The organism is Accumulibacter sp. (assembly GCF_023806635.1).
In the GTDB taxonomy this organism is placed as follows: Bacteria; Pseudomonadota; Gammaproteobacteria; order Burkholderiales; family Rhodocyclaceae; genus Accumulibacter.
Genome location: NZ_JAMTDQ010000035.1, coordinates 1 through 19,737, shown reverse-complemented (window position 1 = coordinate 19,737; position 19,737 = coordinate 1). Strand labels below are relative to the sequence as shown.

The window sequence follows — 19,737 nt, the reverse complement described above, 5'->3', positions numbered from 1 at the left end:
TCAGGAACCGTGGCCTGGATTGGCGGATGCTGCGCCGCTCTCCAGGTCCAGCAGTCGGCGCGCCAGGCGCAACAGCCGGAACAGCTTCACCAGGCCGGCATCGCTCAGACGCATGGAAGCTTCGCCGCTGCTGTGCAGCAGCGGCGCCAGGTCGTCGGCCAATCGCGTACGATCAAACCCTGTTGCGGGTGCCGACGCTTCGCTTAGCGCATCGAGCAGGGTCAGCACGGCACGAGCGAAAGCAGTCAAGGCCTTCGCTTGTGCAACGGGTGGAGCCACGCAAACGAAGCCGATGCCATCCTCGCTGGGCTCGATGTGCCCGCCGACCGCCGCCTCCTCGGCGATCTCGCAAGCGAATTGCGCGATATGCACCCGGAGCCGGTCCGGCATGTCCAGTCCCGGTTCGATGTACCAGACATCCGAGATGGGGTAGAGCCCGCCGACCTGCACGGGAATCGCGCGCAAGGCGTTGGCTTCGAAGTCGGGCAGCTTGTCGCCCAACTGGTCGGCCACCAGGCGCTGAATGGACTGCAGGCGTTCGGTCGTCGGCGCCGGAGACACGATGTGCCCCTGCAGGCGCTCCCCATCGCTGCCGGCCGGTACTGGCGCGGTGCCCACGTCCGCGGCTTGCTCGTTGCCGGCTGCGGGAACCGGGGCGGGCTGTGCCGAGGGCAGCGTGGCAGCGGGACCAGTCGGCGTACCGGCCCGCTGTGCGGTTGTCGCCGCCGGAGGTGGCGATACAGGCTGTGGAGCCGCAGACACGATGGGGGCAATCGGGCTTACCGGCGACGGCTCGCTGGTCAACGCCCGCTGCCGGTTTTCGCTGTCATTGATTTCCAGGCTCAGCGTGTCGTAGTCCGCTTCCAGCAGCTCGGCCATCTGGCCCACCAACTCGTCCTGCACTCGCTGGAGCGAGAAACCGTCCGGCTGCGTGTCGAACTGCGACAGCACATCCTGGAACAGCGAGGCGAAGTCCACGGCGAGGTGACGGCCCAAGGCGCGCTGTTCCCAGGTGCGCTCGCATGCCCTGCGCAGCACCGCGAGCCGCTCCACCTGGTGCCGGCCCAGCCCACCGTACAGCACGGTCGGGATTGCCGGCAGCAGGTAGCGGATCGCATCCTGCATGCGGCTGATGTGCGATTGCTGCGCCGGGTAGCCATCGGCCGTCAGGCGCCGCGCCAGCTCGGACTGGGTGAGCGCGCCGCCGATTTCCTGTTCGTAGAACTCACGCGCTTTCTCTACGCCCAGGGCGCGCTCGATGAAGGTCAAGCCGCCGCGCAGCTCGTTTTCGGCCAGGTGGCCCGTCAAGGCGACGATCTCGCCCCGTTCCGGCCAGGGGCGAAACAGGCACGAGATACGGAAGAAGCGTTCCTGCTTGGTCTCGGTCCACAGCTCGCGAAGGATGGCCAATCGCGTATTGCCGCCATTGCGAATGATGAAGTGTTCTTCGCCGGGCCTGCGCGTGATCGCCGGTGGCGCATCCAGTCCGCGCTCGCGGATGGACGCCTTGATTTCTTCGTAAGCCGGGTTGCGCTTGACGCGAGGGTCGTGGTCATACGGGCGCAACTGGTCCAGCGTCACGATCATCGGCGTGTCGGCGATCGGATCGCTCAACGTCGTGGCGGCGGGACCGTTGCGCTGAAATCCGGCGGCAAGCAATTTGTCCGCCATGTCACGAGGGGTCATTTCAGCCATGCCCGTCTCCCATCGCCTTGACATCGAGGGTGCAACGGGCCTCGCGATCGGCACGGCGGATCTGCGCCCGGGCATTGAGGCTGGCCCGATGGTCACTGGCCGTCGAACTGGTGTAGATCGGCGCACAGCCGCGCTTGGTGAACTTGAGATGGCCTCCCGGCGTTCGCTTGACGTGCCAACCCTCCGCGAGGGCGAATTCGATCAGGGCGCGCAATCGCTTGTGGCCGCGCGCCAGTTCATGCGCGTTCGCCATGGCGGGCTCCCCTGGAATCATTGGGCTTGCCTGACACCAGCGCGAAGCGCTCACGCCATGCCGGAAACAGCTCCCCCGCCAGGGCACGCATGGTCTCCAGTGCGGCTGGCGCGACCCGCCCCAGAGGTTGTCGGTACTCGACGCGGTGCACCGGCAGGCCCTTCGTCGATGCGCGAGGATAGGCCTCGATGGCAGGAACATCCGTGTCCAGGACATGCACGCCGACTTGGCCCGCGAACACGTCGCGCAATGCCTGTTGGATCAACTTCGCATTCGACGAAACCGGATGGACACGGTTGATCAGCAGATGCAACGGAGGGGGCGCTATACCGAGATGCCGGTATGGGGAGATGTCCTCGATCAACTGCAGGGTGCCGCGACGCAGTTCGCGCGCAGCCAGGATTTCCGGGGTCACGGGCGAAAGCGCAACGTCCGAGGCGAGTACCGCCATTTCTAGCAGCACGCTGCGTGCACCCTGGGTGTCGATCAATACCAAGTCATACTGCGTTGCCAGGGTGGGCAACAGGTGGCGCAGACGCAAACGCCCATCCGGGGCGTGCAGCAGCAGCGTGTTCAGCTCGCCCCGGTCGTCATTGGACAGAACCAGGTCCAGGCCGGTGATGGCAGTCCGCGATACCAACTGCTCCAGGCGCTGCTCATTGAATGCCAGCAACTCGTAGATGCCGCCAGGGGCTCGGTGCGCCAGTTCATAGTAGGACGACAGCGTGGGCTGTACGTCGAGGTCGAGTAGCAGCACGCGCAGGCCGGCGTCGGCAACCAAGCCGCCCAGATTCGCCGCAGTGGTTGTCTTGCCGACACCGCCCTTCGTGGAAATGATGGATATGACCTGCATCAGGCTCTCCTCGTTGATGTTCTGTGAATCCGTGGGAGAGCCGGTCACACCCGGTTCTTGAGGCGTTCGCTGATCCAGAGGTCCACCTCGGTCGAATCCCAGCCGACGGCGCGCACCCCAAGGCGCAGTGCCTGGGGGAACTCGCCTTTCTTCATCAGGCTGTAGATGTGGGCGCGCTTGAATCCAGACTTGGCTTCGACTTCGTCGAGCCGCAAGATGCGGCGCTCGCCCGGTGGCAATGCAGGCGTCTGCGACATGATGGTCACTCCTTAACGCTCAGTGGCGTTCGTTGGCGTGACCCTCATTAAATAGACATCACTGCGGGAAGCCATTGCAAATGCAGTTTCCGGAACTGCACATACAAGCTTGCAAGTCGGAATGCGACAGGAGCAGCGCGCCCGCAGGATGACGGCTCGACTCTCTGCAGACCTAGCTAGGAGGCCGAGCTGCGCACTCTTCGGCGAGCCTGGGCGAACTTGCCATTCAGCGTGCGCTCGGTGATCCCCATGATGCCGCCGTGATGTGCGATCAGCGCGCTGACGATGGCTTCCTGTGTGCGGAAGCTCGAGTAGGGAGTGCCCGCCGGAGACTGGCCCAGGATCAGATCAAGCATGCCGCCGATGATGTGTTGGTAGGTCGATTCCGCCCGATCCGTGATCGAGCACTCGTTGCCTGCTGGCGTCACTTCGATCTGTTTCGACAATACGTGATGCTGCTCCTGCAGCATCTCAAGCTGGCGCCGGCAGTGTTTCAGCTCTGCCTTCAGTGCCTGCCGTTCCACCAGCATCGCTTGCCCCGTTTCCAAGGTGATGATGGGGTGAGCGATGCGCTCGCGGCGGCTGAAGAGAAAGGCTGGTCGTTGTTCAGGGTAGTGGTCCCGCATCCAACGCTTGAGATCCAAATGCCTGATGGTGAGGTCGGGGGAGTCCCAGAGCGTCTTGTCGTCCAGTGTGATGCCATTGCAGCCGTATGGGAGTTCGCCATTGAAGATGGCATCGTAGATACGCTCGGTGCATAGGCGTAGCTCGGCCCATCCAGGGAAGTTGAGCGTCGTGGCCATCTGCCTCGGTGACGTTATCAAGCGCAAGATGTCTTTCTTGTGTTTCAGCAAACCCGCCCAGCGTATGGCGGCTTCGATCGGTCGATAGTAGACCTTGGACACTGGTGGACTGTCGTGCATGCATCCATCTCCCTACAAGGAATATCTACATCAAAAGCTCCTCAAGACCTGAGCGTTCCGGGCGTAAGCAACAACAGCGAATGAGTCAACGCCCATGCTCATTCGTGCGCACCGAGCGTTGCCGCGGCCTGATCGTCGCGGGCCATCTATGCAAAGAGTCAAATGTCTGGGCCGATCCGCTCTTGACTGCAAGGGTGGTGCTAGCGGAATCTCGCAACAACAACCTCTCCGCATGCCGGTTGCGTACCGGAGAGAGCGTTGTTGCGCGGCCGGAATTCGGCAAGACCCGCTTGACATATGCTGGCGTGCATGCGGTCTATCAGCGTGCTCGCCACAAGTTCGCAGATCGCCGCCATGTAGCATGGCCGGGCACGTTCGACTGGTCCGTACGCGTGCTGAGACCTGTGGGAAATGCTGTCAGACTGAAATAGAAGCAGGCCCATCGTGGATTTCGGCGCTAACAGTGCGTCCCAGAGTATGGTGGTGGCCTTGATAAGTTTGACGCCCAGGTGTGCATGCGATACCTGTTTCTCAGGTCACACACCAAGGGACCGCGTGCGGTCCGCCACAGCGCTTGGGCCACGCTGCATTGTTCGATCAGGGCCGTGGAAAAGGTCAAATGACCTGCGCGCGGAGACCTTCGCCAAGAATTTCAGCGGGGGAACTTCCTGGACGAACAGATCGACCATGGCTCAGCCCATCGGACACAGCCGAGCATCGTCGGGAAGACGCACGGAGGCCAAGCCTCGGTGGCAGTCGGTGGCCGTCAGAAGACGTCGGCAGACAGCTTGACTTGCCGAAGAAGGACGGGGCGGTACATAATACGGTCTTGTCCCATTGGACGAACAGAAAGAAGCTGTTTTTAATCAATGGGTTGGGTGCGGCGTTCTGTTTCCTTCGCCCGCTCCACTTCCCCTGCCACGGCGAGCCAGGGCCCTGCCCTTGCGAAGCGCCCGTACGGTGCCGGGCCGGACGCTCCGCTCTGCGACCACCCCACTGCCGCGACCCACTGTCCGGCAACATTCCAGATGCCCGCAGCAGCAGCCCGGATGCTAGCGGAGATCGACCCGGCAGCGCCAGAGCGGATGGCCGGAAGCGAGGTACTTGCGCTCGAAGGGGGTCATCGGAGCGAGCGGAACGTAGGCCTCGCACGCTGCCACGTGTCCGCTGAGCAACTCGACTGCGAGACAGAACTCGGCGATGTAGATCGGCCAGTTGCTGCGGCATTCGAGGGCACCGGCAAGTGCCAGAACGGTCGGGAACACTGCATGCCCGTGCCAGCGCCGGCCGACGTGGCCGATCTTCGGCCACGGGTTCGGATAGAGCAGGTAGTGGCGGTCGAGCTGGCCGCCGGCGTCGTGCAGCAAGCGCCAGTAATCGACCAGATCGGCGCGCACCAGATCGAGGTTTTCCGGCCAGCCGGCAGTGGCGCGGCGAGCGCGTGCCAGGCGCACGGCCGACTGGTCGATGCCGATCACGTAGTGATCCGGAAAGCGCCGGGCGAGCGCGATGCTGCTCTCGCCGACCCCGCAACCCGAGTCGAGGATCAGCGGGGAACCGCCCGCCAGGCGCTGATAGCGATCGAAGCTGTCGGCAAAGGCGAGCCGGCTGTGTTCGGCACAGGGTTTGCCGAAGGGGGTCCGGGAATGGCGATCGAGCAGCCGCCGCAGGTGCCGATGGACGGCCTCCTGGCCGCTGACAGGCAAGCGCGAGTCAGCCGGCATCGGGCGGCTGCCGGCCGTCGCCCGCGGCCGCCAATACCCCGTGCCGCCACAGCCGCTGGTTGACCTCGTCCACGGTGCGCAACGGGCGAATCGCCAGGAAGAGCGCAGCAGCCCCGGAGAAGTTCGGCCGCAACGCTGCCAACCACAGCTTGAGACGACCGGGCGCATGTTGCGGCGCAACCTTGGCACAGACCTGCTGCCAGTACGACGCCAGCAGGGGCAGCAATTCCTGCCAGTCGGCGCCTCGATCGACCTCCCCGTCGCCGTCCTCGCCGGCCATCACCCGCCGGATGTTGCGGGCGAGAAAAGGATCGGCGACGGCTCCACGGCCGAGCATCACATCGCGGCAGCCGCTGACGGCACGGCAACGCCGATAGTCGGCCATCGTCCATACTTCGCCGTTGGCCGCCACCGGCTGCGCCACCACCTCACGAATGCGCGCCACCCACTCCCAATGCGCCGGCGGCCGGTAGCCTTCGGCCCGTGTGCGCGCATGCACGACCAGCGAATCGACACCACCATCGGCCAGTGCCCGCGCACATTCGAGCGTCCGCGACGTATCACGGACACCGAGCCGCATCTTCGCCGAAAACGGCATTCCTGTCGGTACCGCACGCCGTACCGACGACGCAATGCGGAAAAGTTGCTCGGGGTCGGCAAGCAGTGTCGCTCCGCCACCATGACGATTCACCCGCGGCGCCGGACAGCCAAAATTGAGGTCGATCCCGGCAGGGGCCAGGCGGGACAGTTGTCCGGCGTTGTCGGCCAGGCAGGCCGGGTCGCTACCGAGCAATTGCACGACCAACGGCGTCCCCGCCCGGGTGCGGCCGGCCCGCGCGAGCTCCGGGCAAACGCGGACGAAGTTTCGTTGCGGCAGCAGGGTGCCGGCAACGCGAATGAACTCGCTGACCGCCAGGTCGTAGCCGCCGACCCGCGTCAGGACGTCGCGCAGTACGTCGTCGAGCAGACCCTCCATCGGTGCCAGCAGCAATCGACCCATCTCTTTCCGTCATCCTCACGGTGATTGTACGCTCCGCGGAAGTGAGAGCGCGCATCGCCATCGATCGCTTCTCCGGATGCGGCGTGGCCGGCGCAGCCGGCAAGGCTCCGCACGGCGGCAAGTGGGTGAGCAGGCTGAAGCGATTGGTTCCCGCTGCACGCCGTTTGGCGATAGACTTGAACGCCTGCGTCGTGCGAGCACGGTCACCGGGTGGGTGACGGATGCGAAAAGCATTGCCGCGCCGTTTCTGTCTGCCAGGATGAGCGACCCGAAGAATCCACTCGAAGTGGCCCGTGAAACCTTCAGACTCCTGTCTGAACGCAAGCTGCTGCCGACGCCGGCGAACTACCAGGCATGCTACAACGAGGTCGCCAGACTACCCAACGTCGCCGGGTTTCCCGAGGCGCCGATGCGCCAGCTCGCCGCCGCTCTCGGCAGACTGAGTCCGACAGCAGACCAGCAGCACCTCGCCGCGCTCGAAGCGGCGATCGCCAGGCGCAGCTGGCAAGGCGTCCAGGAGGCTCTGCTCGCGTTCACGTCCAGGAACCAGCCCGCCATCCTCAGCCAGACGGAAGAATCGGCAGGAGGCAGCGACAGGGCGCCGGCGCTGCTCGTCGGTCTGCTGCCGCCCCTGATGCACCTGATCGAAAGCCTGCTGCCGAGCCTTTGCCAGGACGATGACTCCCTGCTGGCACAGGGAAAGCAGCTTCTGCAGACGCTCGCGGCCCAGACCGGCGACGACCAAGAGCTGCTGCCCCGACTGACTGCCTTCAGCGAGCGCATCTCGCTGATCGCTGAGGAACAGGGTGAAGTCCGGCTGACCCTCCTCAAGCTGCTGCAACTGATCGTCGACAACATTGCGGCCCTCAGCGTGGATGAGTTAAGTGTTCGCGCCCAGATCGATACCCTCGCCAGGGCGGTGCTGCCACCGCTCACGCTGCGCCGCCTCGACGACGTCGAACGTCGCCTGCAGGACGTCATCGGCCGCCAGCGCGCGGCCAAGGAGCGCGCGCTGGCGGCGCAGGAGGCGATGCGAGCGATGCTGGCGACGTTCATCGAGCAACTTGCGATGATGAACCAGTCGAGCACGGACTTCCAGAACGACCTTGAAGCGAGCGCGCTGCTCATCGCCGAGGTGAAGACGATCGAGGACCTGACGCCGCTGCTGCAACGGGTCCTTCATGCCACTCGCTCGATGGCAGCGGATACCGCCGCTGCGCGCGACCAGCTGGGTGAACTCCAGACCAGGGTTGTCGACACGAACGCCGAACTCATCCGGCTGCACGAGGAGTTGCAGCAAGCGAGCGCCTCGGCACGCCACGACCCGCTGACCGACGTGCTCAACCGGCGCGGGCTCGACGAGGCGCTGGCGCGTGAGATTGCCGGCATGCGTCGCAAGAGCGAGCAACCCCTCTCGCTGTCGCTGCTCGACGTCGACAACTTCAAGCAGATCAACGACCGCCTGGGGCACGCAACGGGCGATGATGCCCTCGTCCACCTGGTGCAGGTCGTCCGGAAGCACATGCGGCCGGTCGACACCCTGGCACGCTACGGCGGCGAGGAGTTCGTGATCCTGATGCCGGACACCCGCCTGGCAGAGGGCATGACGGCCATGCAACGACTGCAGCGCGAACTGACGAGGAACTTCTTCCTCGCCGGCAACGAGAAGATCCTGATCACCTTCAGCGCCGGGGTCGCCGAGGTGCATGCGGAAGAGTCCGGCGAAGATGCGATCCGGCGGGCGGACCAAGCCATGTACCTGGCCAAACGCGCGGGCAAGAACCGCGTCATGGGCGGTTGAGGGGGAGCCGCCACCCAGGTGACGAACGGCGAGCGGTAGCGCAACGTCGACGCGCGCAGCGGCTGCGCCGGCCGCTCGCCCGGTTCAGGGCATCGACTGCGCGAGGGGCAGGATCAGGCTGAACCGCGCGCCACCCTGCGCGCGGTTGCTGACCTCGAGGCGACCCCCATGCCGCTCGACGATGCCGTAGCTGATCGACAGGCCGAGTCCGGTGCCCTGCCCGACGGGCTTCGTGGTGAAAAAGGGATCGAACACTCGCGACAGGTCGGACGGCGCGATTCCGGGCCCGTTGTCGTCCAAATGCAGGCAGACCGTGCGGTCGGCAATGATCGCGGCGATCTCGAGTTGCGGTGAGCGGCAGCCACCGGTGGCATCGCGGGCGTTCAGCACCAGATTCATCAGCACCTGCTGCATCTGTCCCGACGATCCGGTGACCGGCAGATCGGCCGGCAGATCGACCTTGACCTGGAAGGCCGCCGGTCCCGAGCGCGTCACCCAACGAACCGCCCGCGCGACGACCTCGGCGAGATTGAACGGCTCGTCGACAGTCCGATCGATGGCCGAGAAGCGCTTGAGTCCGTCGACGATGTCTCGTGTTCGCTCGCCACCCTCGGTCATGCCGTCGAGCAGAGGTTCGAGGTCGGCCATGATGCGGTCGATGCGCAGTTCCTGCCGCAATCGATCCACTTCCGGCGAGCGCTGGCAGTCGTCCGAGTGAACCGCCTCGATGTAGGTCTGCAGGCGAGCGGCGTAGCGGCGAAAAGCCAGCACGTTGCCGAGGACGAAGCTGATCGGGTTGTTCAGCTCATGCGCGACGCCGGCTACCAGGCGGCCGAGCGACGCCATCTTCTCCGCCTGTACGAGCTGCTGTTGCGTCCGTTTGAGATCCTCGTGAGCCTGTCGCAGGGCATGGTAGGCACGCCGCAGTTCGCCGACCGGACGACCGGTGACGACCATGCCGACCAGCTTGCCCGTACCCGACAGCCGTGGCGTACAGTTCAGCGAGACGGGCAACGGGCTGCCGTCACGGCCGCTGATCAGCAGTTCGCAATCCTGTACGGCAGCCGGACGGGCCGCCGAGAAGAAATCGCGCGCCCGCTGCCGCGAACCTTCGTCGGCAAACAGCTCGGCCAGCGGTCGCCCCCGCAGCTGGCTCTCGTCCTGGCCGATGCAGCGTCGCAACGAATCATTGATCTCCTGAATGGTACCGTGACGGTTACAGACGATGAGGATGTCGGACATCGAAGCGAGAACGCTTTCGATGAACTGCTGCGAGTCCTCGAGAGCAGCGTTCTTCTGTTCGAGCACCACCTCGTACTGCAGGAGGTCGTTGTAGACCTCGTCCATCTTGCGAATGACCTCGACCCAGACCGTTTCGTCGACCCGCTCAAGACCCGCCTGCGCGTCGGCGAGCGCATCAGGGCCAGGCACGGTGCACCGCTTCCCCGGCGTGGCCGATCGATCAGGTCCTGCCATCGAAGCACCGGCAACGGTACACCACAGCACCGGTCCGCGCCCACCCCGTTCGCGTGCCGCTGGGCTCGTACCGCACGACGGACACCAGCGACCCGTAGTCGACGCGGCGGCAGGCACCAGGAAGAAGGGAACGGTCCATGCTCTGATCGTAGGGCCAATCCCTGGCGACCGCAACACTGTCGTCACGCGCCGGTGCCTGCCTTGAACGGCCCGGCGCTGTCGGCACGCGACGGCATTGACTGCTGTTTCACCCCCGAAACGATGGGGTGGAAGGAGACTTTCCAGTGCAAGTGCAAAGAGCAAGGCTCCTACCCGCCAACGAACCCTGGAGCAGCAAGGAAGTTTCTGTTTTGCTTCAGGTTCTTCGTCTGGCACAGTTCTTGAGTGCAGTTCCCTCAGGAGCGGCTGCGCAAATCCCCGCGCAGTCGGTGGCAAGCTGCCGACCGACGGTCGGACGACGAGAGAAGGGACAGAAGATGGCAAACAGCAGTCTGCTGCGGCTCGAAGGCGACTCGCGCATCGCCGTGGCAAGCGAGCGACTCGGCATGCGGCGACGCGAGTTCCTGCAGTTCTGCGCCACCCTGGCGGCCAGCCTCGGGTTGCCGCCGGGCGCCGATGCGGCAGTCGCCGAAGCGGTGGCAAGCAAGAAGCGGCCCTCGGTGATCTGGCTGCACTTCCAGGAATGCACCGGTTGCAGCGAGTCGATGCTGCGTGCGGAGCATCCGACGCTGGAAAAGCTGATCCTCGACGTGATTTCGCTCGATTACCACGAAACGCTGTTTGCCGCCGCCGGTCATCAGGCCGAACAGGCACGCAAGAAGGCGATGACGGAGAACAAGGGGGGCTACGTGCTCGTCGTCGAGGGAGCGATTCCGACCCGCGACGGCGGCATCTATTGCAAGGTCGGTGGCCAGACAGCGATCGAGCTGACCAGGGAATGTGCGGCCGATGCGGCAGCGGTGATCGCCATCGGATCCTGCGCCAGTTGGGGCGGGATGCCGGCAACCGATCCCAATCCAACCGGATCGTCGGGCGTCGCGGCGGTACTCGGCAAACCGGTCGTGACGATCCCTGGCTGCCCGCCGAACCCCTACAATTTCCTGTCGACAGTCGTTCATTTCCTGGCCTTCGGCAGCCTGCCGCCAGTCGATGACCTGGGCAGACCAAAGTTCGCCTACTCGCGGCTGATCCACGAGAGCTGCGAGCGTCGTGCCCACTTCGATGCCGGCCGCTTCGCCGTCGAGTTTGGCGACGAGGGACATCGCAAAGGCTATTGCCTCTACAAGCTCGGCTGCAAGGGGCCCGAGACCTACGCCAACTGCCCGACCATTCTCTTTGGCGACGCCGGCGCCGGCACCTGGCCGATCGGCTGCGGTTGCCCCTGCTTCGGCTGCAGCGAGCAGGGCGTCGGCTTCAGCAAGCCGCTGCACATGCTGGCCAAGGTGAAGAACGTCGAGCCGCCGCAGCAGTACCCGCGCATCGTCGAGGAGAAGGGGATGGGAGCGACGCTTGGATCGGCCGCCATCCTTGCCGCGGTCGCCGGCGCAGCCGCCGGCGGCACGGCGATGGTGGCACGAAATCTCGGCCTGTCACACAAGGCCGCGGAAGCCGAGCGCGCCAAGGCTGCCAGCAAGAGGACGGAGACGGAGGCCTGACATGAACACACCAGTGCGCAAGGCGCGAGCCGTGCCGGACGGCCGCCGCCGCTTCCTCAAGGGCTGTCTCGGTACCGTCGGTGCCGCTGTCGCGGCCGCCACCGCCAGCGACCGTGCCGCCGCGCGCGAGACCTACCAGCGGCCGGCGGACGCGCTGGGTCTCCTCTACGACGCCACCCTGTGCATCGGCTGCAAGGCCTGCGTCGCCGCCTGCAAGCGGGCAAACGACAATCCGCCCGAGTTCTCGACGACCGACAAGCTGTGGGACACGCCGCTCGACACCAGCGGCTACACCTTCAACATCATCAAGATGTACCGCAGTGGGACGATGGCAACGAAGGACGACGAGGAAAACGGCTATGCGTTCATGAAGACCTCATGCATGCACTGCGCCGACCCTTCCTGCGTCTCCGCCTGCCCGGTGACGGCAATGACCAAGGACGCGACGACCGGTATCGTCGCCTACGATCCCGAAGCCTGCGTCGGCTGCCGGTACTGCGTCGTCGCCTGCCCGTTCGGCATTCCAAAGTATCAGTACGATTCGCCGACCGGCCAGATCGGCAAGTGCGAGCTCTGCCGGCATCGCTACAAGGACGGTCACTACTCGGCCTGTGCGGAAGTCTGCCCAACCGGAGCGACCCTCTACGGACGCACCAGCGATCTGCTCGTCGAGGCGAAGCGCCGCCTCGCACTCAAACCCGGCAGCGTCACCACCTATCCGCGCGGCAACCTCAGCGGCGGGCCGGACCAGAGCTACGAGGGGAAGGTCGGCAACTACAAGCAGCACGTCTACGGCGAAACCGAGTATGGCGGCACCCAGGTCCTGAAGCTTTCGGCGGTGGACTTCGAGAAGGTCGGCATGCCGTACCTGCCGCCGAAGTCGTCGGCATCAACCTCGGAGACCATCCAGCACACGCTCTATGGCGGCCTGTTGATGCCCTTCGCGGTGCTCGGCGCGCTGACCTACGTCGCCAAGCGCAACGTCCATCATGAGGATGACGAGGCGCCGCCGGCAGAGCCGCCCGGGAGGGAGGAATCATGAGCGCGCAGCAACATGCCCGGCCGGCACCGGTCGGTGGCAGCATGTTCACTGCCACGACGCTGGTCTGTGGCATCCTGATGGCGATCACTGCGACGATCATCGTCGTCCGTCTGTTCTTTGGCCTGAGTTCGACGACCAACGTCAATGACGGTTACTCCTGGGGCATCTGGGTCGTGGTCGATGTCTTCATCGGTTCGGCCCTCGCCTGCGGTGGCTTCTGCATGGCCCTGCTGGTCTACGTCTTCAACAAGGGCAAGTATCATCCGCTGGTGCGGCCGGCGCTGCTCGGCAGCCTGTTCGGATATACCTTCGCCGGCGCGGCGATCACCTTCGACCTTGGTCGCTGGTGGAACTTCTGGCACATCTTCTGGCCGGGCTACTTCAACGTGAACTCGGTGATGTTCGAAGTGGCCGCGTGCATCACCCTCTACATCATCGTCATGTGGATCGAGTTCTCGCCGGTCTTCCTGGAAAAGCTCGGTTTGCGCGACGCGCGCCGCAAGCTCGAGAAGTCGCTCTTCTTCTTCATCGCGCTCGGCTGCGTGCTGCCGATGATGCATCAGGCGTCGTTGGGAACGATGCTCGTCGTCATGGGTGATCAGGTCCACCCGCTTTGGCAGACGCCGATCCAGCCGCTGATCTACCTGCTGTCGGCGATCATGCTGGGCTATGGGGTGATCCTCTTCGAGTCCTGTGTTGCCGCCTCGGCCTACCGGCGGCAGATCGAGCTGAGCCTGCTCAATCCAATGGCGAAAGTCATGCTCGGCATCATCGCACTGTTTCTTGTCGTTCGCTTCACCGATGTCGCCGTCCGTGGCGCGCTGCCCGAGGCCTTTCGTGCAAGCCATATCGCCCTGACCTTCTGGGTCGAGAACCTGTGCCTGGTGGCGACCTTCCTCTTGATCGGCACGGTCGAGGCGCGGCGCAATCCCGCCCGGCTGTTCCTCGCCGGGATCACGGTCATGCTGAGCGGCATCCTGCTGCGCCTGAACGGCTTCCTGATCGCTTTCGACACCGGTCCGGGCTGGAGCTACTTCCCGTCGGTGCCCGAGTTGCTGGTCACCATCGGCATCTTCGCCGCCGAGGTTTTCGGCTACATTTACATCACCCGCCGCTTCCCGGTCCTGCCGCGTGAAGAAACCCACGCCCAGCCAGCGCACAGCTGAGGCCGCTTTCAGGAGACAACGAGATGTCGCAAAGAGTCACGATTGACCCGGTGACACGGATCGAGGGCCATCTGCGCGTTGATGTGGAAGTCGATGGCGGCAAGGTGAAGAAGGCGTGGGCGTCGGGTCAGATGTGGCGTGGCGTCGAGAACATCCTGATCGGTCGCGATCCGCGCGACGCCTGGGCGATCACGCAGCGCATCTGCGGCGTGTGTACGACGGTGCATGCGCTGGCCTCGGTGCGTTCGGTCGAGAACGCCCTGCAGCTGGAACTGCCGGTCAACGCCCAGTACATCCGCAACATGATCATCCTTGCGCATGCCGTGCATGACCACATCGTCCATTTCTACCATCTCTCGGCGCTCGACTGGGTCGACGTCACGAGTGCGCTGAAAGCCGATCCGGCGAAAGCCGCCAGCCTCGCCGAGAGCCTCTCTTCGTGGTCCGGCAACAGCAAGGCGGAGTTCAGCAAGGTACAGCAGCGTCTTTCGGGATTCGTAGGAACCGGACAACTGGGCATCTTCACCAACGGCTACTGGGGACATCCGGCGATGAAGCTGCCGCCGGAGATCAACCTGATCGCCGTCGCCCACTACCTGCAGGCGCTCGAGGTGCAACGCCACGCCAACAAGGTGGTCAGCATCCTCGGCGGCAAGACTCCGCACATCCAGAACGTCGTCGTCGGTGGCGTCGCGAATGCACTCGCCGTCGACTCGCAGGCCGTCCTCACCGTCGAGCGCCTGCTTGCCGTCAAGGACTGGATCGACCAGCTCGCCGACTTCGTGAAGAACGTCTACCTGATCGACGTGGCGGTCGTCGGCGGATCCTATCCCGAGTGGACGCAGATCGGCCGCGGTATCGTCGACTACCTTTGCGTACCCGACATCCCGCTCGACGGCAGGAACACGGAGTTCGCCCTACCCGGCGGCCACATCGCCGGCGGTGACCTGGCGAGCTTCAAGCAGATCCGGACACACGACGACGCGTACTTCAAGGATGGGGTCAGTGAATCGGTCAAGCATTCATGGTATGAAGGCGGCAAGGGTCCGCTGCATCCGTACAAGGGGGAAACACGGCCGCAATACACCGACTTCCAGGACGACGGAAAATACTCGTGGCTGAAATCGCCGACCTTCTACGACAAGCCGATGCAGGTTGGACCGCTGCCACGCGTACTGGCGATGGTCGCTGCCGGGCACAAGCCGACGATCGATCATGCGACGCACGCGCTTGAACTGGTGTCGACGGTGGCGAAAACCAAGGTCGGCATAGACGCGCTGCATTCGACGATCGGGCGTCACGCCGCGCGTGCCGTCGCCTGCGCAGTCGAGGTGGACGAACTCGCCCGGCAATGGGATCTGTTGCTGGCAAGCATGGCCAAGGGTGACCTGAAGACCTTCAACAAGCCGATCTTCCCGAAGGGAGAGATCACCGGCGTCGGCATGCACGAAGCTCCGCGCGGGGTGCTCTCGCACTGGATCGTGATCCAGGACGGCAAGATCAGGAACTACCAGTGCGTCGTGCCGACGACCTGGAACGCTGCGCCGCGCAACGAGAAGGACGAACCGGGCGCCTACGAGGCATGCCTCGCCGGAACGCCGGTGGCGATTCCGGATCAGCCGCTCGAGGTGCTGCGTACGGTGCATTCCTTCGATCCCTGCCTGGCCTGCGCGGTACACGTCGTGGACCAGGAAAGGCAGCCTGTCGTCCGGGTCAAGGCGGCCTGATGCGGCCGCCAGCCAAGCTGGCGCGGCCGGGCGCTGCAGCTCCCCCGCCCTGACGGTCGGTGCAAGCGCGAGCGCACATGCGAGTCGTGGTCCTCGGCGTGGGCAACGTTCTCCTGAGCGACGAGGGGCTTGGCGTTCGGGCGATCGAACGTCTGCAGCGTGCCCATCGCCTGCCGCCCGGGGTCGAAGTGATCGATGGCGGTACATCGGGCATGGAACTGCTCGAGCAGCTCGAGGGAATCGACGCACTGATCATGGTCGATGCGATCCGCGCCGGTGCGCCCCCGGCAACGCCGATCCGGCTGGCTGGGAATGCCTTGCCGGTGTTCTTCCGCACCAGACTGTCACCGCACCAGGTCGGTCTGTGCGACGTCCTGGCCAGCCTCGAGCTGCTCGGCAGGTCGCCGCGTCACATCTGCATCCTCGGCCTGCAGCCGCAATCCCTCGCTTTGGGGATGGAACTGAGCCGCGAAGTCGAGGAAGGCATGCCGGCGCTCCTCGACATGGTCACAGCCGAACTGGCTTCGCTCGGGCTGGCCGCGCCGGCAACGGGCTGCGGAGGGATCTGAGATGTGTCTGTCGCTGCCGATGCAGGTAGTCGCCCACGCCGACCCGACTGGCGAGGTCGCCATCGTCGAGCGGCGGGACGGTGAGGCCCTGCGGCGCGACCGCGTCAACATGCTGCTGATTGGCCCGCAGGCGATCGGTACCTGGGTTCTCGTCTCGCTCGGACTGGCGCGGGAGATCGTCGACGATGATCAGCGAGCGCTGATCGAAGACGCGCTCTCGGCCATCCAGGCTGTCCGAGGCGGCAGCTATGAAGCCGGACGGCACTTCGGCGACCTGCTGCGCGCCCCGCTGCATGGGGACGGCCCCTGATGATTCCCCGGCGCGCGTTCGAGGCAGCGCAGCCGCCCCCGGCCCGGCCAATCGCCGAGGATCCGGCGCGACGGGTCGAGGCGAAGTACCTCCACCTCTGGACAACCAGCATGCGCGACATGCCGTTCGTCAATCCCGCCCTGTCGGTCGAGGCGATCGGCTTTCGCCGCCATGGCTCGACCGGCGGATCCCTTTCCGGTACGACGAGCAGCACCACAGGCGACTGGATCGGCGCCGTCATCACACCGTGGTTGATCGGCCTCCTGCTGTTGCCCGGCGGCGGCAACCTCTGGTCCGATCGCCGTCCCGGAGACCGCTGTCACGTCACGTTTCCGATCGGTCCGATCGAGTTCATCGCCGACTACGAGCCCGACGCGGACCTGCCCGCGTACCAGTACTGCCCGCTCTTTGCCCCCCCGAGTGGCTTTGCCTCGCAGATCGCCGCACAGGCGGCAGCAACCGCGGCACTCGACGCCTTGCTGAACAGAAGCGCGAGCGAAGACCCGGCGACCAGGCCCGCGGCCGGGCAGCGTGAGTCTTCCCGCCGTGCCTTCCTGCGGCGATTCGTCAAGACCTGAGAGTCCCTGAAGAAACCGCCACGAGCCCCGCCCGGAATGTCAGGCGCAGGCGAGCAGGCAGGGCAGCAGAGCCGCTGCCGGCTGGCTCCACCTGCCCCCCTGAAGCGAGCGCGTTCGGGCAGCGGGCACCCCTCCCCCGGAAACGGATCTCAGCCGGTGCACGAGGCAAGCCACACGTCCAACCCTTGCGCATTGAGGTCGAGATCGGTGGCGAAGAGCTCCAGCACCCGTGCCGTGGGCAGCGCGCAGCCAAAGCGCTCCGCCTCGGCGAGAAGCAGCTCCTGCAGCTCCGCACGAATCCGCTCCCGACGCCCGCTGCCTGCCACCTCGGCACGGCGGGCGATGCGGACATGCTCGTCGATCAGCTCGTGCAGGCGTACCGCTTTTGCTGCCACGTCACGCACCTGGCTGTAATGCGTGAGGTACATCACTTGCGGCGCATGGCTGAGCAACAGATCGATCGATGCATGCATGGCCACCGGATCGAACTGCACCGGCGTCGTCGTCGGAAAGATGAACTGCCTGCCGTCCCGGTCCAGCTCGCGATAGGACAGCCCGAAGATGTCTCCGGTGAAGAAACTCGAGCTGCGGCGGTCGTACACGCTGATGTGATGCCGGGCGTGACCCGGGGTGTCGAGACACAGCAGTTCCCGACCCGCCAGATCGACCCGCAGGCCGTGCGTCGCAGGGATGATTCGCGCCTCGGCGACGGGCAGGATCTCGCCGTACAGCTCCCTGACGGCGGTCGCACCGTAGACCGCAGTGACACCCGCGACCAGCCGCGACGGATCGACCATGTGCGCGACGCCACGCGGATGCACCAGCAGCCGTGCGCTCGGCAAGACGCGCATCAAGCTGCCCGCGCCCCCCGCATGGTCGAGATGGATGTGGGTCAGGATGAGGTAATCGACCGCTTGCGGCGACAGACGCAATGCCTTCAGGGCCTCGAGAACCGGCCGAACGGCCGCGTTGCTGCCACTGTCGACGATGGCCACCCGGCCTTCCTCGACGATCAGATGGACCGCCGCGAGCAGCGGACGCACGTAGCCGGCGTCGACGGAATGGATGTCGTGCTCGTAGCAAGTGAGAGAATTCACTCCGATGGTTCCCTTTTCACCAGACGGGGATTATAGTTCCCTTCTCCCCGCTGTGACGATCCATCCCAGTCCTCGCTCTCTCCGCCCTTCACCATGACGCACTTCTTTGCTGACGATGGCGAAAAGATTCACGTGCAGTTCGCCGGCGATGGCCCGCCAATCATCATGCTGCATGGCTGGACCGCCAGTCATCTGGAGTGGGAGCCGTTCCTCGACCACCTGACGCCGCATCATCGCGTGCTCCGCTGGGATGCTCGCGGCCATGGCGGCCACCGACTGACGCGCGACACGGTCCCGACGGTGCAGCGAATGGCTCGTGATCTGCACAACCTGATCGACCACTACCAACTCGATCAGGCGGTCGCAGTCGGTCATTCGATGGGCGCCCTCACCCTCTGGCAGTACATCGAGGAACACGGCTGCAGTCGACTCGGAAAGGTCTGCTTCCTCGATCAGTCGCCGAAACTGCTGACCGACGCCGAGTGGCTGAACGGCATCTACGGTGACTTCGACCGGCAACGTTCAGCCGCTTTCCTCAAGCATCTCGAGAGCGACTTTGCGGAATCGGTTCTGCTGCTCGGCGCGATGGGGCTCAACGAACGCGCCCGGGAAAAGTACCACGCCGGTTCGCGCGGCCTGGAGAAGGCCCGGAAATGGCTGAAGGAGCAGGATCCGGCGCCGTTGATCGCCTGCTGGGAAAGCCTCACCGAGGCCGACTATCGCGCCACTCTCGAGCGCATCGACATCCCCGCGCTGCTGGTCTATGGCGGCAACAGCAACTATTACCGCAGCGAGACCGCCCACTACGTGAAAAATCGGATTGCCAACGCCGTCCTGCACGTGTACGAAGGCACCGACCACTCGCCCCACCAGTGGGAACGCGAGCGCTTCGTCCGCGACCTGCGCGAGTTCATCGATTCGCCTTGAATCGTTCCGCAAAGCGCTTGCGGAACGTGGCGAGCTTCGGGCTGACGACGTATACGCAGTACGGCTGATCGCCGTTACGGCGGAAATACTGCTGATGGTGGTCCTCGGCCGGGAAGAAGGTCGGCACTGGCAGCACTTCGGTAACGACCGGCCTTGCCCAACCAGCCTCCGGGCCCAGTTCGGCTATCACCGAGCGCGCGACCTCTTCCTGCTCCTGGCCATGAAAGAAGATCACCGATCGGTACTGTGAGCCGACGTCGTTACCCTGGCGATTCAGAGTGGTCGGATCATGAATGGCAAAGAAGACCTCGAGGATCTGACGAAAGTCGCATCGCTTCGGGTCGAACGTCAGCCGCACGACTTCTGCGTGTCCTGTGCGCCCGCTGCAGACCGCCTCATACGTCGGGTTCTCGGTGCTCCCGCCACAGTAGCCGGAAATCACCGACTCCACCCCGGTCATCCGTTCGAAAACCGCCTCCAGGCACCAGAAACAACCTCCGCCCAGCGTCGCCATCTCGATACTTGCCGCCATGCTCCATCTCCACTCAGCGACCGCCACGGGCCCGAGCCCTTGGCGCTGTCCTGTCTGCCCTCACTCCCGCTTCTCCGCCGAACCCCAGAGCCCAAAAGCAAAAGCCCTCGGCACGTAAGTGTTGAGGGCTTTTGTTGTGGATGGGGAGCCTG

Annotated in this window: 19 protein-coding genes; 9 read left to right on the top strand and 10 right to left on the bottom strand. The window is 64.9% G+C overall.

From position 1 onward, the window contains the following. The 7 genes from NFW30_RS06125 to NFW30_RS06095 all read right to left on the bottom strand — a co-directional run bounded on the left by NFW30_RS06125 (position 1) and on the right by NFW30_RS06095 (position 6,705). Entirely contained in the window at positions 1-1,695 is a 1,695-nt protein-coding gene (locus NFW30_RS06125; RefSeq protein ID WP_059400648.1) for a ParB family protein, read from the bottom strand. Further along, positions 1,688-1,948 (bottom strand): hypothetical protein, encoded by a 261-nt coding sequence (locus NFW30_RS06120; protein ID WP_295371859.1) that lies wholly within the window; start codon positions 1,946-1,948, stop codon positions 1,688-1,690. Before NFW30_RS06120 ends, NFW30_RS06125 begins: the two co-directional genes overlap by 8 nt. Further along, positions 1,932-2,801 (bottom strand): ParA family protein, encoded by an 870-nt coding sequence (locus NFW30_RS06115; RefSeq protein ID WP_295371856.1) that lies wholly within the window; start codon positions 2,799-2,801, stop codon positions 1,932-1,934. Before NFW30_RS06115 ends, NFW30_RS06120 begins: the two co-directional genes overlap by 17 nt. 44 nt (positions 2,802-2,845) lie before the next feature. Next, positions 2,846-3,058 (bottom strand): AlpA family transcriptional regulator, encoded by a 213-nt coding sequence (locus tag NFW30_RS06110; protein ID WP_011237237.1) that lies wholly within the window; start codon positions 3,056-3,058, stop codon positions 2,846-2,848. Between the two features lie 176 nt (positions 3,059-3,234). Further along, a complete protein-coding gene (locus tag NFW30_RS06105; RefSeq protein WP_295371850.1) occupies positions 3,235-3,981 on the bottom strand; it encodes a hypothetical protein in 747 nt (248 codons plus the stop codon). Between the two features lie 1,052 nt (positions 3,982-5,033). Next, on the bottom strand, positions 5,034-5,705 hold the full coding sequence (locus tag NFW30_RS06100; protein ID WP_295355511.1) for a methyltransferase domain-containing protein: 672 nt from the start codon (positions 5,703-5,705) through the stop codon (positions 5,034-5,036). Beyond that, positions 5,695-6,705, bottom strand: coding sequence for a tRNA-dihydrouridine synthase family protein (locus NFW30_RS06095; RefSeq protein ID WP_295355509.1), 1,011 nt, complete (start codon positions 6,703-6,705; stop codon positions 5,695-5,697). Before NFW30_RS06095 ends, NFW30_RS06100 begins: the two co-directional genes overlap by 11 nt. A gap of 259 nt (positions 6,706-6,964) precedes the next feature. Here NFW30_RS06095 and NFW30_RS06090 point away from each other — a divergent pair, with 259 nt between their 5' ends. Beyond that, positions 6,965-8,506 carry a GGDEF domain-containing protein gene (locus NFW30_RS06090; protein WP_295371848.1) on the top strand — a complete coding sequence of 514 codons (1,542 nt, stop codon included), beginning with the start codon at positions 6,965-6,967 and terminating at the stop codon, positions 8,504-8,506. Between the two features lie 84 nt (positions 8,507-8,590). Here the strand turns inward: NFW30_RS06090 and NFW30_RS06085 are convergent, their stop codons facing one another. Then, entirely contained in the window at positions 8,591-9,937 is a 1,347-nt protein-coding gene (locus NFW30_RS06085; RefSeq protein WP_295355505.1) for an ATP-binding protein, read from the bottom strand. Positions 9,938-10,458: 521 nt separating this feature from the next. Between NFW30_RS06085 and NFW30_RS06080 the strand changes: the two genes are divergently transcribed. The 7 genes from NFW30_RS06080 to hybE all read left to right on the top strand — a co-directional run bounded on the left by NFW30_RS06080 (position 10,459) and on the right by hybE (position 17,029). Further along, positions 10,459-11,637, top strand: coding sequence for a hydrogenase small subunit (locus NFW30_RS06080; RefSeq protein ID WP_295355503.1), 1,179 nt, complete (start codon positions 10,459-10,461; stop codon positions 11,635-11,637). A 1-nt stretch (position 11,638) separates the two neighbouring features. Continuing rightward, positions 11,639-12,679 carry a hydrogenase 2 operon protein HybA gene (gene hybA, locus NFW30_RS06075; RefSeq protein ID WP_295355501.1) on the top strand — a complete coding sequence of 347 codons (1,041 nt, stop codon included), beginning with the start codon at positions 11,639-11,641 and terminating at the stop codon, positions 12,677-12,679. Beyond that, positions 12,676-13,845, top strand: coding sequence for a Ni/Fe-hydrogenase cytochrome b subunit (hybB, locus tag NFW30_RS06070; protein ID WP_295355499.1), 1,170 nt, complete (start codon positions 12,676-12,678; stop codon positions 13,843-13,845). Before hybA ends, hybB begins: the two co-directional genes overlap by 4 nt. A gap of 23 nt (positions 13,846-13,868) precedes the next feature. Continuing rightward, entirely contained in the window at positions 13,869-15,572 is a 1,704-nt protein-coding gene (locus NFW30_RS06065; RefSeq protein ID WP_295355496.1) for a nickel-dependent hydrogenase large subunit, read from the top strand. Positions 15,573-15,649: 77 nt separating this feature from the next. Continuing rightward, on the top strand, positions 15,650-16,141 hold the full coding sequence (locus NFW30_RS06060) for a HyaD/HybD family hydrogenase maturation endopeptidase (RefSeq protein ID WP_295355495.1): 492 nt from the start codon (positions 15,650-15,652) through the stop codon (positions 16,139-16,141). Position 16,142: 1 nt separating this feature from the next. Then, on the top strand, positions 16,143-16,451 hold the full coding sequence (locus NFW30_RS06055) for a HypC/HybG/HupF family hydrogenase formation chaperone (protein WP_295355494.1): 309 nt from the start codon (positions 16,143-16,145) through the stop codon (positions 16,449-16,451). Next, positions 16,451-17,029 carry a [NiFe]-hydrogenase assembly chaperone HybE gene (hybE, locus tag NFW30_RS06050; protein ID WP_295355493.1) on the top strand — a complete coding sequence of 193 codons (579 nt, stop codon included), beginning with the start codon at positions 16,451-16,453 and terminating at the stop codon, positions 17,027-17,029. The genes NFW30_RS06055 and hybE overlap by 1 nt, the downstream gene beginning before the upstream one ends. 149 nt (positions 17,030-17,178) lie before the next feature. Here hybE and NFW30_RS06045 read toward each other — a convergent pair whose 3' ends face one another. Then, entirely contained in the window at positions 17,179-18,126 is a 948-nt protein-coding gene (locus NFW30_RS06045) for an MBL fold metallo-hydrolase (RefSeq protein WP_295355492.1), read from the bottom strand. Positions 18,127-18,219: 93 nt separating this feature from the next. On the opposite strand from NFW30_RS06045, the gene NFW30_RS06040 reads away from it, so the two are divergent. Next, entirely contained in the window at positions 18,220-19,053 is an 834-nt protein-coding gene (locus NFW30_RS06040; protein ID WP_295355491.1) for an alpha/beta hydrolase, read from the top strand. Here the strand turns inward: NFW30_RS06040 and msrA are convergent. Further along, complete coding sequence (gene msrA / locus NFW30_RS06035) at positions 19,037-19,585, bottom strand: peptide-methionine (S)-S-oxide reductase MsrA (RefSeq protein WP_295355490.1); 549 nt, start codon at positions 19,583-19,585, stop codon at positions 19,037-19,039. The two genes, NFW30_RS06040 and msrA, sit on opposite strands and share 17 nt — an antisense overlap. Between the last annotated feature and the right edge of the window lie 152 nt (positions 19,586-19,737).